This window comes from Chitinophaga sp. G7 BAM 1005 (assembly GCF_057126945.1).
The window spans coordinates 6,067,029-6,079,577 of record NZ_CP181478.1 but is presented as its reverse complement, the minus strand read 5'-3'; the positions used below and the strand labels follow the sequence as shown (position 1 = coordinate 6,079,577).

Below are 12,549 nucleotides of genomic sequence, written 5' to 3'. Positions count from 1 at the left end.
GAAATTTTTTAAGCACCGCTAAATACTACAAGCGATGAAAAGACAAATAATTTTATTAAGCCTTACCCTGGGAATGTATACTGCCCGGGCACAGGAAACGATATCTCCGGCAGGCCCGCAAAACAAACCTGTATACCTTACTAATGCCACCATTCACGTGGGCAACGGGCAGGTAATTGAAAACGGCAGCATTGCATTCAGCAATGGAAAAATTACCGCAGTAGGCAGTAACATCGCCGCTGCCGGCGGCGACGCCACCGTACTGGATATGAAAGGGCAGCACGTATATCCCGGTATTATTGCGCCCGAATCCAACCTGGGCCTGGTGGAATTTGAGAGCGTACGCGCTACCATCGACGTGCGCGAGGTGGGAGAAATAAATCCCTCTGTACGTTCCATCATTGCGTATAATGCCGATTCCAAAGTAATCAACACCCTGCGTTCCAACGGAATCCTGCTGGCGCAGGTAACACCGGAAGGAGGTATTATCAGCGGCGCTTCTTCTGTAGTACAGCTGGATGCCTGGAACTGGGAAGATGCGGCCTATAAAACAGATAATGCGCTACACTTTTTTATGCCGCGGCTGGCCCCGCTGGGCGGTGGTCGCGGCGCCGTTCCCAACGACCGGCTGAAAGCAGCACTGGAACAAATAGAAACGGTGAGAACATTTTTCCGCGAGGCAAAGGCTTATCAGCAGGAAGGCAAACATACTGCTACCAACCTGAAGTTTGAATCGATGCGGAAGCTGTTCAGCCGGGAGCAGAAACTGTTTATCCACTGCGACCTGGTAAAAGAAATGCTCGTAGCGATCGACTTTGCCAAAGAGTTTCAGCTCGATGTTGTGATTGTTGGCGGAGCTGATTCCTGGCTCATTGCAGACATCCTGAAGCAAAATAATATCCCGGTAGTACTGGCGCAGCCGCATGCCTTGCCGGTGATGCAGGACGACGATGTGGATCAGCCTTATAAAACTGCTGCACAGCTGCAGAAAGCCGGCGTATTGTTTTGCCTGAGCAATGAAGGCTTCTGGCAACAACGCAACCTGGGTTTTGAAGCAGGTACCGCCAGCGCTTATGGTTTAACAAAAGAAGAGGCCCTGTCGGCGGTTACGCTCAACGCTGCTAAAATTCTGGGGATTGATAAAACTACCGGCTCACTGGAAACCGGTAAGGACGCAAATATTGCCGTGAGTACCGGTGATATCCTTGATATGAAGTCGAGCGTGATTACCCGGGCATTTATCCAGGGCAGGGAGATAAACCTGGATAATAAGCAGAAGCAGTTGTATGAGAAGTATGAGAAGAAGTATGGATTGAAATAGCAGTTTGTCTTTCTCAGGATTAAACTGATTTTGCTGATTATACGGAAACTTTTAAAAAGATGAGGGAAGAAAAAAGCAGATCATCTACTTTTTTTCCTCCCTCTCTCTCTTTTAATCCGGTCTGCTAAAGTTTTATACCGCCTTTACCAGGAAATAGCTTTTGCCTTTCTGCAGCAAAATATATTTATCTCTCAGCAATGAGGATGTATTTACGATCATATCAATGCCGGGCACTTTTATTTTATTTACACTTACGCCACCACCCTGTACTGTTTTACGGGCTTCGCTTTTGCTGGGGAAAATACCTGTTTCAGCAAGCAAACTTACAATATCCTTACCTGCTTCCAGATCGGTTCTTGGTACTTCATATTGAGGAACACCATCCATCACATCGATCAGATCCGATTCGGAAAGGGACACCAGTAATTCAGCAGTGTTCTTATTATACAATATAGAAGCTGCTTCTACCGCGAAGTTATAGTTTTCCTCACCGTGAATAAATACCGTTACTTCTTTAGCAAGACGTTTCTGTAACAGCCGTTGGCCCGGATCTTTTCTATGCTCTTCTATCAAAGCTTCCACTTCCGGTTGTTCCATGAAAGTGAATATTCTGATATAGCTTTCCGCATCCACATCGGTTGTTCTGAGCCAGAACTGGTAGAATGCGTAAGGAGAAGTACGTTTAGGGTCAAGCCACACGGTACCCTGTTCCGTTTTGCCGAACTTGGTGCCATCTGCTTTTTTGATCAGCGGACAGGTAAATGCAAAAGCCTCCCCGCGGGCTTTACGACGGATCAGTTCTGTACCGGTAACAATATTACCCCACTGATCTGAGCCACCCATCTGCAGTTTGCAGTTTTTGACGGTATACAAATGATAGAAATCGTAACCCTGTATCAGCTGATAGGTAAATTCAGTGAATGACATTCCGTTGTCGCCTTCGATCCTTTTCTTAACAGAATCTTTGGCCATCATATAGTTAACGGTGATGTGTTTACCGGTATCACGAATAAAATCGAGGAAGGAAATATGTTGGAACCAGTCGAAGTTATTCACCATCTCAGCTGCGTTTGGCTTGGCAGTGTCAAAGTCGAGGAAGCGTTCCAGCTGGGTTCTGATACCGGCTACATTTTTCTGCAGGGTATCCAGGTCCAGCATTTTCCGTTCTTCCGCTTTAAAGGATGGGTCGCCTACCATTCCGGTAGCGCCACCCAGCAGCGCCAGGGGTTTATGTCCTGCCTTTTGCAGGTGCACCAGTAACAGGATGGGTACGAGGCTACCGATGTGCAAGGACTCCGCGGTGGGATCAAAACCAATATAAGCAGTGGTCATTTCCTTTTTCAGTTGCTCTTCCGTGCCAGGCATCATATCCTGTAGCATACCCCGCCAGCGCAGTTCTTCTATCAGATTCATGATTTTAATAACAATTTTTGCAAACCTACATAAAATTCGCAGGATTCGCCCATTTTAAGGATTCCGGGGCTGGGATTACGAATATCTATGTAAATTTATAAAGAAGACCGGCCGTTTGCACCTGCCGCCGGTCAGAGATACAGATGTGATCATATTCTTTCTTACCCCAAATAAAATATTATGAAAAAAGCACTCGTTTTTTTATTGGTTCTTTGTTTTGCGGTACCCGCGCTGGCACAGGATTGCAAAGGATATTATTACCTGCTTAACAACGCGGAAATTGAAATGACCATCCTGGATGCGAAAGGCCTGGCCAGTGGGAAAACCATTTACAAAGTTACTAATGTGCGCAAAGATGGGAATCGCACCGTGTCTGACTTTACCAATACTTTTTACGATAAAAGCAATAAGCAGGTAACTTCGGGTATTGGTCATTTTAAATGCAGCGGAAACGGCGTGGCTATAGACATGAAGATGAGCGTTCCCGCGATGCCGCAGATGCAAGACATGAAAATGGAAGGTAAAACCACTGCCTCTTTTCTTGATTATCCCTCCGGAATGCACGCCGGACAAGAGTTGCCAGGCGGTACCTTTGAAATGAGCGGTAATGTGAAAGGAATGGAAATGGGGATCAGTTATGTGATCAGCAATAGAAAAGTGCTGGAAAAGGAAAAGGTAACCACACCCGCAGGCAGCTGGGATTGCTTCAAAATTGCTTATGATATTAATTTCCAGATGAAAATGATGGGGCAGGGGATTCCGATGAAATTCAGTGCCATAGAATGGTTTGCTCCTGACTTCGGACCGGTGAAAACCTCCTCCAGTAAAGATGGAAAAGACATGGGAGGAACAATGATTACAGCGTTGAAGAAATAAAAGGAGCTCTGATTACTTTTTGTGATTTTCGCGGAGGTTGTCTTTCTCAGGATTCCCCTGATTTTACTGATTAACTTTTGTGATTATGGAGGGATTTGAGAGGATTAGTGCATTGGTGTGATTTTAATCCGGGTATTGATATTTTCTCTGGAGAATTGGTTTATTTTCGTTTTTTGTATGATTTCCGGAAAATTTAGTGAAGTTAAAAGGCTTTTATCATCACTATTCCTCAAATAATTAAAAAGGGTGAGCGGCATTAACGGCAATGATTTATTGAATACCGCTCACTCATTTTCGCCAATATGTTAGCGCGCCGGGTGTCTTATATGGCAGTGTTCGCATAAGCGCCCTGCACCTTTTCGCCTGTAATGCCCTGTAGTAAAGGGTTCTATGATCAAGTCCACGTCCCCTCCACGTCCCCTCCGGGGAATCTCCATGTATTAAGCATCTGCTAAGTATCTGCAAAGCATCTGCTAAGTATAAATGAAGCATTCCCCAGTCAATCTTCAAATATCCACTCCAATCTCCCAAAATCACAAAAAGCTAATCAGTAAAATCAGTGTAATCCTGAGAAAGACAATCTCCGCTCCGGTTAGATATTTTTCAGGCATTTGGCCAAACTGTCTCTCCAGTAGGGGATAGTAATGCCAAAAGTGCTTTTGATTTTTTCCTTGTTTAATACGCTGTATGCCGGGCGTTTAGCGGCCGTTTTATACTTGTCGGAAGTAACCGGGTATATAGCAGTAGTGGCGTTGGTCATTTCTTTTATGGCTACTGCAAAGTCGAACCAGCTGGTTACGCCTTCGTTGCTGTAATGATATACGCCGCCGATGGCTGCATCCGGGTTGGCTGATTTATATTGCAATACATCCAGGATTGTTTTTGCCAGGTCGCCTGCATAAGTGGGAGTGCCGGTTTGATCAAAAACAACATTCAGTTCCTGTTTTTCCTGCATCAGTTGCTGCATTCTTTTAACAAAGTTAACCGCGAATTCGGAGTAGAGCCAGGAGGTACGGAGTATAATGGTGTCCGGATTATAACCGGTAGCAACGGCTTCGCCACGCACTTTGGAAGCGCCGTAGATGCTTTCAGGATCGGTTTCGTCGGTTTCTTTATAAGGTACATTCTGTTTTCCGCTGAATACATAATCTGTGGAAATATGCAGCAGCTGGGCATTATGTTGGGCGCATATTTCCGCCAGGCTTAATACTGCCTGGAAATTCAGCAGGAACGCTTTGTCTTCATCTTCTTCTGCTTTATCTACGGCTGTATAGGCAGCACAGTTGATGCAGGCATCGATCTGCTGAGCGGAAAAATAAGCTGCCAGGGCATCCGCATCAGTGATATCCAGGTCCTGGTAGTCGGTATATAACAGGTTGAATTGCGGATAATCGCCTGCCACTTTTTGCAGGGCTTGTCCTAATTGGCCATTTCCGCCGGTAACAAGAATATTCTTCATAGCAAATGATCAGCTGTTAAAAATAAAATTATGTTGAATGTCTGCAAGTGTGGGCAGGATAAGGTCTTTGTCTGAAACCACCGCATCATCCAGGTTGATGCCCCAGTCGATGCCCAGGGCGGGATCGTTATAAATGATACCACCTTCACTGCCTTTATGGTAGAAGTTATCACATTTGTACATTACTTCTGCGGTTTCACTGATCACTGCATAGCCATGCGCAAATCCTTTAGGCACCAGCAACTGCAATTTATTGCTGGCGCTTAACTCAATTGCAAAAGACTTACCGTAAGTTGGAGATCCTTTGCGGATGTCTACCACGGCGTCAATAATGCTTCCTTCCAGTACCCTTACCAGTTTCGTTTGTGCATAAGGCTCCAGCTGGTAATGCAGTCCGCGCAGCACACCGTAGGTAGAACGTGCCTGGTTGTCCTGTACAAATTTGTACTCAATACCTTCCGCGCTGAAGGTGCTGGCGTTATAACTTTCGAAAAAATAACCACGATGATCGCCAAAAACTTTTGGCTCGTAAATTAACAGATCGGGTATTCCGGTTTGTTGAAAAGGCATGTGTAATAAACTATAAGCTGTGAACGGTTAGCTTATAAAGCCAACCGTTCATGGCTATCTTTTTTGATATTGTTCGTTATAATATTGCTGATAGTTTCCGCTGGTAACATTGTTGAGCCAGGTTTCATTTGCCAGGTACCAGTCAACCGTCTTTTCCAGCCCTTCTTCAAACTGGAGAGAGGGTTCCCAGCCCAGTTCTTTATTGAGTTTGGTAGCATCAATAGCGTAGCGGAGATCGTGCCCGGCCCTGTCTTTTACAAAAGTGATCAGCTGGGCAGAGGTGCCTTCGGGACGGCCCAGCTTCTTATCCATGATCTTGCACAGTAACTGAATCAGGTCAATATTTTTCCACTCATTGAATCCGCCTACATTATAGGTTTCACCCACTTTTCCATGATGAAAAATGGTGTCAATTGCGCGTGCGTGGTCGTTTACATATAACCAGTCGCGTATATTTTCACCTTTTCCGTAAACAGGTACCGGCTTACTATTTTTTATATTGTGAATCGCCAGTGGTATCAGCTTTTCAGGGAAATGATGAGAGCCGTAGTTATTGGAACAATTGGATATAACAGCAGGTAAGTGATAGGTATGATAATAAGCCATTACAAAATGATCCGAGCTGGCCTTTGAAGCGGAGTAGGGTGAACGTGGATCATAGGCGGTGGTTTCAAGGAAAAAACCTTCCTCTCCCAGTGATCCGTACACTTCATCGGTAGATACATGATAGAAAAGCTTCCCGTTCATGTCATCTTTCCAGTGTTTCCGTGCATTGTTCAGCAATACTGCCGTACCTAATACATTTGTTTTGATAAATGCCAGCGGGTCCATAATGGAGCGGTCTACATGGCTTTCCGCAGCCAGGTGAATAACGCCATCGAACTGGTATTTGGCAAAAAGGTCATCAACAAAAGATTCTTCCGTGATATCACCTTTCTCAAAAATATAATTCGGTTTATCTTTTATATCAGTCAGATTTTCCAGGTTACCGGCATACGTCAGGGCATCGAGATTTACGATCTGGTAGTCGGGATACTTATTTACAAATAGCCGTACCACATGTGAACCAATAAACCCGGCGCCGCCTGTAATTAATAGTTTTCGCTTCATTCGGGAGAAGAGTTTTATTTTAGTAAGGCTTCTTTAAAATATTCATAAGTGATCTTTAATCCTTCCTGTCTGCCTACTTTCGGCTCCCAACCCAGCAGGGTGCGGGCTTTGGTAATATCAGGCTGACGTTGTTTCGGATCATCTTTTGGTAACGGATGATAAACAATTTTTTGTTTTGAACCTGTTAACGCGATAATTTCTTCCGCAAACTGGTTCAGTGTAATTTCCTGCGGATTACCGATGTTAACTGGCAGGTGGTAGTCGCTTAATAATAAACGATAAATACCTTCCACCAGGTCATCTACATAACAAAATGAACGGGTTTGGCTACCGTCACCAAACACCGTGAGGTCCTGGCCATTCAGCGCCTGGCTCATAAATGCGGGTAATGCGCGGCCGTCATTGAGTCGCATGCGCGGACCGTAAGTATTGAAGATACGGATGATACGTGTTTCTACGCCGTGGAAATTATGATAAGCCATCGTAATAGATTCGAGGAACCTTTTGGCTTCGTCATATACTCCCCTGGGGCCAACAGGATTTACGTTCCCCCAGTATTCTTCCGGTTGGGGATGCACGTTCGGATCACCATACACTTCAGATGTGGAAGCTACGAGGATACGTGCCTTTTTTTCCTTTGCCAGTCCCAGCAGGTTATGTGTTCCCAGTGATCCTACTTTCAAAGTTTGGATAGGCATCTTTAGGTAATCGATCGGACTGGCCGGAGAGGCAAAGTTCAGTATGTAATCCAGCTTTCCCGGAACATGCACAAACTTGGTAACATCGTGGTGATAATATTCAAATTCCGGTAAGGGAAAAAGATGTTCGATATTTTTGATATTGCCGGTAAGGAGGTTGTCCATGCCAATTACATGAAAGCCTTCCTTTATAAAACGATCGCAAAGGTGGGAGCCAAGAAATCCGGCAGCACCAGCAATGAGTATTCTTTTCTTTTCCATGTGTCGGGTATAAGTAGTTTACAGAATAGCAGGTATACGCCCTACACTTTCATAATGATAGCCAAGTTCTTTCATGCGGGACACTTCAAAAAGATTTCTGCCGTCAAAAATAGCCTGATTTTTAAGACTGGCTGAAATTTTATGAAAGTCAGGAGTCCTGAACACACTCCATTCAGTAGCAATGATCAGGGCATCTGCGTTTTCCAGGCAGGTGTATTGATGCTCGGCATAAATAATTTTATCTCCCACCACCTGTTTTACATTTGCCATAGCTTCCGGATCAAAAACGCTTACAGTAGCGCCTTCGGCCAGCAGTGCTTCAATGATGTACAATGCCGGCGCTTCCCTGATATCATCTGTATTAGGTTTGAAGGCAAGCCCCCATAGTGCAAAGTGTTTGCCCTTCAGGTCATTTTTAAAGAAACTTTTTATTTTCGGAAGAAGGAATAGTTTCTGATTTTCATTTACATCCATTACGGCATTCAGTATCTTAAATTCATACTGTGCATCCTGTGATGATTTTACCAATGCCTGTACGTCTTTCGGAAAGCAGCTGCCGCCGTAACCGATGCCGGGGAAAAGAAAACGCTTGCCAATGCGGTCATCACTACCAATACCCCTGCGTACCATATCTACATCTGCGCCGAGCTTTTCACACAACATTGCAATTTCATTCATGAAGGAAATCTTTGTAGCCAGGAAGGAATTGGCAGCGTATTTGGTAAGCTCCGCTGATTTTTCATCCATGAACAGGATAGGATTTCCTTGCCTTACAAAAGGGGCATACAGTTCTCCCATTACCTTGCGCGCTCTTTCAGACATGGTACCAATTACAACTCTGTCTGGTTTCATAAAGTCATCTACTGCTACACCTTCACGCAAAAATTCAGGATTGGAAACCACGTCAAACGGGGTTTTGCAATTTTGTGCGATGGCGGCAGTTACTTTCTCTGCGGTACCCACCGGTACCGTACTTTTGTCTACAATTACCTTGTAGTCTGTCATAATTTTACCCAGGTGCGCTGCCACGTTCAGCACAAAGGAAAGGTCTGCAGCTCCGTCCGCTCCCGGCGGAGTAGGTAATGCAAGGAAGATTACTTCGGCATCTTTAATACCTTCTTCCAGGCTGGTTGTAAAGAATAAACGTTCCTCCTTGAGGTTGCGTTCAAATAGTTTTTCCAGCCCAGGCTCATAAATAGTAATCTGACCTGAAGAAAGCTTTTTTACTTTATTGGCGTCAATGTCCACACAGGTGACATCATTTCCTGTTTCGGCAAAACATGTACCGGTTACAAGACCAACATAACCAGTTCCTACTACTGTAATTTTCATGCGGGGTAATTATTTTAAAAATGATTTAACTGACTGGATGATATGCTCCAGCTGATCGGGATCCATTTCAGTGTGTATTGGCAAGGAAATCACCTTTGTGGTGAGACCATCGGTTACTGGGAGATTAAAAGCTGCACCACCGAAATGCTCGAACATTTTCTGGCGGTGGGCAGGAACAGGATAATAGATCATTGCGGGCACCTCTTTTTGAGCCAGGTATTGCTGCAGCTCGTTTCGATCAGCGCCATTTAACTGCAGTGTATACTGATGAAATACATGGTAACTGTAAGGAGCGCGATAAGGTGTTGTTATCTGTGGTATACCTGCAAATGCAGCATCATAAGCATCTGCCACCGCACGGCGTGCAGTAATATATTCATCCAGTAATGGAAGTTTTATGCGTAATACGGCTGCCTGTACGGAATCGAGACGGGAGTTGCAACCTACCACATCATGGTAATAACGTGCCGACTGCCCGTGATTGGCTACCATGCGGATTTTTGCTGCCAGCTCATCGTCGTTGGTGAAAATTGCACCGCCATCTCCATAACAACCCAGGTTTTTGGAAGGGAAGAAAGAGGTACAGCCAATATGACCAATAGTGCCAGCCTTTTTCTTTGTACCGTCACTAAAAGTATAGTCAGCGCCAATAGCCTGTGCATTATCTTCAATTACATACAACCGGTGTTTTGCTGCTAATGCCATCAATGGTTCCATATCCGTTACATGACCGTACAAATGCACCGGCACAATGGCTTTGGTTTTAGGAGTAATAGCTTTTTCTATGGCAGCTACATCCACGCAATATGTTTGAGGATCTACATCCACAAAAACAGGCTTCAGTTGCAGCAAGGCAATTACTTCTGCAGTAGCTATAAAGGTAAATGAGGGGGTTATTACTTCATCGCCTGGTTCCAGTCCGAGCGCCATCATGGCAATTTGAAGCGCATCCGTACCATTTGCACAGGGAATCACATGCTTTACGTTCAGGTACGACTGCAATTCACTGCTAAACTTCTGAACCGCGCCACCATTAATAAAAGCGGAACTATCCAGCACTTCGCCGATGGCTGCATCTACCTGTGATTTAATCTTCGTATACTGGCGTTTCAAGTCTACCATCTGAATAGGAACCATATGATCGTATATTTTTATTTTGTTTAAAGTGTGCAAATTTACAAATTTTGGGATTGGCTGGGGATTATCTTTGCATTCAGCTGAAAATTAAGTAAAAGTACGCAGGCTAATGATAGCAACAGGAATTTATAATGCAGGGCTTCAGTTATATAAAGCGGGAGTGTATCTGGCCGCTTTGGCAGGTAAAACCAAAGCCAGGCGCTGGCTGGAAGGCCGGCAGCACTGGAAATCGCGTATGCGGAAGGAGGGAATCGGCTCGCAGCCGGTAATATGGATCCATGCTGCCTCCCTGGGTGAATTTGAGCAGGGAAGGCCGGTGCTGGAAGCTATTCGTGCTACCTGGCCCTCGTATAAAATTTTGTTAACTTTTTTTTCGCCTTCCGGGTATGAAGTCCGGAAAGACTATAAAGGCGCCGATTATGTCTGTTATCTGCCCCTGGATACCCGCGGCAACGCCCGGGATTTCGTGGATATTGTACAGCCCGCCCTGGCCATCTTCATAAAATACGAATTCTGGTATCACTACCTGACTACCCTCCACCAACGGAATATTCCTACACTGCTGGTATCAGGCATCTTCCGCCCCGACCAGGTATTCTTTAAAGGCTATGGCGGTATGTTCCGTGGTCTCCTGCAGCAGCTGACGCATATTTTTGTGCAAAATGAAGCGTCACTCCAATTGCTTCGCGGCATCGGGCTGCAAAATAGCAGTATCAGCGGTGATACGCGGTTCGACCGGGTAGCTGCATTGCTCAATGAACACCGGGAATTGCCTGAAATTTCCATTTTTGCCAGTGAAAAGCGATTGGTCGTTGCCGGTAGTACCTGGCCTGCCGATGAAAAGGTATTGAGCGACTGGTGGAAAGAAAAGGAAGAAACAGATATAAAACTGATCCTTGCACCGCATGAAATTGATGATAACCATATCCAGTCGGTGCTGGCATTGTTTCCCGGGGCGCAGCGCTTCTCAGCATTGAAGAACGGGAATAGCAGGCCGGGTGACGTACTGATCATAGATAATATTGGCATGCTCACCACCCTCTATCGCTATGCTGCTATTACCTACGTGGGAGGCGGCTTTGGGAAAGACGGCATACATAACATACTGGAGCCGGCGGCTTACAGCAAGCCGGTGATCATCGGTCCGGAGTTTGGAAAATACTTCGAAGCCATAGAACTGGTGGCAGCGGGAGGCGCATTGGTGGTACATAATTACAGAAATCTCCACACACAGATAGAACGGCTCCTGGCCGACAGGGGGGCTTATGCCGAAACTGCCGCCATCGCCGGAAATTATGTAGCTACCAATACAGGCGCTACCCAAAAGGTATTAAATTATATTCAGGAGAAACGCTTTCTGAGCAACGAATAGAAGTGCTGCACCAGGTGATGGTCATCTTCCCATCCCTGTATGATTTTTATTTCACGCTGGATCCAGTAATCTGCTTCCTGGAGGTTACCACATTCATTGATGGTTTTAATGGAACGTTCGTACAGGTCCCGGTCGCCCCGGAACAGCTCCTGTATAAACTGGTATTTTTCGTTGATGCCAATGGCCTGCCGCAGGTCATTAATGGGCATCTCCCCAATTTTCTGCGCCACCTCTACCTGTTGCTGCCGCAAACGGTCGTTCAGTGAAGTGCCGTTGCTGCCAACAAGTTCGTTGAGATCTTTTCTAAGCTCGCCGTTGGTAACGGGGGCCGTATTTTTTACCGGTGGTATATCATCAAACAGGGTGGCTGCCTGGGCGGGTTTTGGTTTTTCCACGGGAGGCTGATTAACCGCCAGCGTAGGAATAGGTTGCGCTGTAACAACCGGTTCCGGTTTGGGTGGTACCAGGTCTGCTGCCGGAGGTACTGCTGCCATAGGCGTTTCCAACGGTGCTGTTGGTGAGGTTTCTACTGGCTTGGGAGTTTCAGCCGGTTTACCGGTTAAAGTTCCCTCCGTTCTGGACGCCCGGCCATTAATATCCTCCGTAAGGACTACCGTGTTACGGGTAGGCGTATCATTTAGCCTGGCTGCACGGGTGTTGATATCTTCAGGTTCCGCGGTGGCAACTGGCGCTTCCGCCGGTTTATTTGAAGGTAATGTTGTAGTTTGCGGCGCAGTTGCTGCCGGCGCCGATACGGTTACCAGTTGCTGTGCCGGCATGATCACCGCAATATTTCCCTGGGTGGATTGCACCTGTTGCTGATGTAGCTTATTACGTGCATGCAGCACCTCTGCCTGGAGCAATTGCGCGTAATACGAAATTGCAGAAAGCTCAGCCCCGGAATTTTTTAATTCCTGTAGTTTTTCAATTAATGCATTAATTTTTTCCATGCCTTAATTGTTAACGGGTTAGTGATAGAAATTATTTTATTTTCATAAAA

Annotated in this window: 11 protein-coding genes; 3 read left to right on the top strand and 8 right to left on the bottom strand. The window is 45.7% G+C overall.

From position 1 onward, the window contains the following. The first annotated feature begins 34 nt into the window (after nt 1-34). Nucleotides 35-1,321, top strand: a complete 1,287-nt coding sequence (locus ACMXI2_RS24390; RefSeq protein ID WP_483778590.1) for an amidohydrolase family protein — start codon at nt 35-37, stop codon at nt 1,319-1,321. Between the two features lie 132 nt (nt 1,322-1,453). On the opposite strand, the gene tyrS is transcribed toward ACMXI2_RS24390, so the two are convergent. Next, nucleotides 1,454-2,734, bottom strand: a complete 1,281-nt coding sequence (gene tyrS / locus ACMXI2_RS24385; protein WP_483778589.1) for a tyrosine--tRNA ligase — start codon at nt 2,732-2,734, stop codon at nt 1,454-1,456. 180 nt (nt 2,735-2,914) lie between these two features. On the opposite strand from tyrS, the gene ACMXI2_RS24380 reads away from it, so the two are divergent. Further along, nucleotides 2,915-3,610 (top strand): TapB family protein, encoded by a 696-nt coding sequence (locus tag ACMXI2_RS24380; protein ID WP_483778588.1) that lies wholly within the window; start codon nt 2,915-2,917, stop codon nt 3,608-3,610. A gap of 592 nt (nt 3,611-4,202) precedes the next feature. Here ACMXI2_RS24380 and rfbD read toward each other — a convergent pair. The 6 genes from rfbD to ACMXI2_RS24350 are packed head-to-tail and all read right to left on the bottom strand — an operon-like array spanning nt 4,203 to nt 10,177. Beyond that, entirely contained in the window at nt 4,203-5,069 is an 867-nt protein-coding gene (gene rfbD, locus ACMXI2_RS24375) for a dTDP-4-dehydrorhamnose reductase (protein WP_483778587.1), read from the bottom strand. 9 nt (nt 5,070-5,078) lie between these two features. Further along, nucleotides 5,079-5,639, bottom strand: coding sequence for a dTDP-4-dehydrorhamnose 3,5-epimerase (gene rfbC / locus ACMXI2_RS24370; RefSeq protein ID WP_363440922.1), 561 nt, complete (start codon nt 5,637-5,639; stop codon nt 5,079-5,081). A 54-nt stretch (nt 5,640-5,693) separates the two neighbouring features. Further along, nucleotides 5,694-6,749: a dTDP-glucose 4,6-dehydratase gene (gene rfbB, locus ACMXI2_RS24365; RefSeq protein ID WP_483778586.1), complete on the bottom strand. Its 1,056-nt coding sequence runs from the start codon at nt 6,747-6,749 to the stop codon at nt 5,694-5,696. Nucleotides 6,750-6,763: 14 nt separating this feature from the next. Continuing rightward, nucleotides 6,764-7,708, bottom strand: coding sequence for a UDP-glucuronic acid decarboxylase family protein (locus ACMXI2_RS24360; protein WP_142685886.1), 945 nt, complete (start codon nt 7,706-7,708; stop codon nt 6,764-6,766). 18 nt (nt 7,709-7,726) lie between these two features. Continuing rightward, nucleotides 7,727-9,040, bottom strand: a complete 1,314-nt coding sequence (locus ACMXI2_RS24355) for a UDP-glucose dehydrogenase family protein (RefSeq protein ID WP_483778585.1) — start codon at nt 9,038-9,040, stop codon at nt 7,727-7,729. A 9-nt stretch (nt 9,041-9,049) separates the two neighbouring features. Next, nucleotides 9,050-10,177, bottom strand: a complete 1,128-nt coding sequence (locus ACMXI2_RS24350; RefSeq protein ID WP_483778584.1) for a DegT/DnrJ/EryC1/StrS family aminotransferase — start codon at nt 10,175-10,177, stop codon at nt 9,050-9,052. 109 nt (nt 10,178-10,286) lie between these two features. Between ACMXI2_RS24350 and ACMXI2_RS24345 the strand changes: the two genes are divergently transcribed. Continuing rightward, the gene (locus ACMXI2_RS24345) at nt 10,287-11,549 is read left to right on the top strand and encodes a 3-deoxy-D-manno-octulosonic acid transferase (protein ID WP_483778583.1); all 1,263 of its coding nucleotides are present in this window, start codon (nt 10,287-10,289) and stop codon (nt 11,547-11,549) included. On the opposite strand, the gene ACMXI2_RS24340 is transcribed toward ACMXI2_RS24345, so the two are convergent. Then, on the bottom strand, nt 11,519-12,499 hold the full coding sequence (locus ACMXI2_RS24340) for a hypothetical protein (protein WP_483778582.1): 981 nt from the start codon (nt 12,497-12,499) through the stop codon (nt 11,519-11,521). The genes ACMXI2_RS24345 and ACMXI2_RS24340 overlap by 31 nt on opposite strands. Nucleotides 12,500-12,549: the final 50 nt, after the last annotated feature.

Excerpts from the sequence above, each read along its gene's own strand:
- ACMXI2_RS24390 (WP_483778590.1), top strand. The coding sequence starts at position 35 with ATGAAAAGACAAATAATTTTATTAAGCCTTACCCTGGGAATGTATACT.
- tyrS (WP_483778589.1), bottom strand. The coding sequence starts at position 2,734 with ATGAATCTGATAGAAGAACTGCGCTGGCGGGGTATGCTACAGGATATG.
- ACMXI2_RS24380 (WP_483778588.1), top strand. The coding sequence starts at position 2,915 with ATGAAAAAAGCACTCGTTTTTTTATTGGTTCTTTGTTTTGCGGTACCC.
- rfbD (WP_483778587.1), bottom strand. The coding sequence starts at position 5,069 with ATGAAGAATATTCTTGTTACCGGCGGAAATGGCCAATTAGGACAAGCC.
- rfbC (WP_363440922.1), bottom strand. The coding sequence starts at position 5,639 with ATGCCTTTTCAACAAACCGGAATACCCGATCTGTTAATTTACGAGCCA.
- rfbB (WP_483778586.1), bottom strand. The coding sequence starts at position 6,749 with ATGAAGCGAAAACTATTAATTACAGGCGGCGCCGGGTTTATTGGTTCA.
- ACMXI2_RS24360 (WP_142685886.1), bottom strand. The coding sequence starts at position 7,708 with ATGGAAAAGAAAAGAATACTCATTGCTGGTGCTGCCGGATTTCTTGGC.
- ACMXI2_RS24355 (WP_483778585.1), bottom strand. The coding sequence starts at position 9,040 with ATGAAAATTACAGTAGTAGGAACTGGTTATGTTGGTCTTGTAACCGGT.
- ACMXI2_RS24350 (WP_483778584.1), bottom strand. The coding sequence starts at position 10,177 with ATGGTTCCTATTCAGATGGTAGACTTGAAACGCCAGTATACGAAGATT.
- ACMXI2_RS24345 (WP_483778583.1), top strand. The coding sequence starts at position 10,287 with ATGATAGCAACAGGAATTTATAATGCAGGGCTTCAGTTATATAAAGCG.
- ACMXI2_RS24340 (WP_483778582.1), bottom strand. The coding sequence starts at position 12,499 with ATGGAAAAAATTAATGCATTAATTGAAAAACTACAGGAATTAAAAAAT.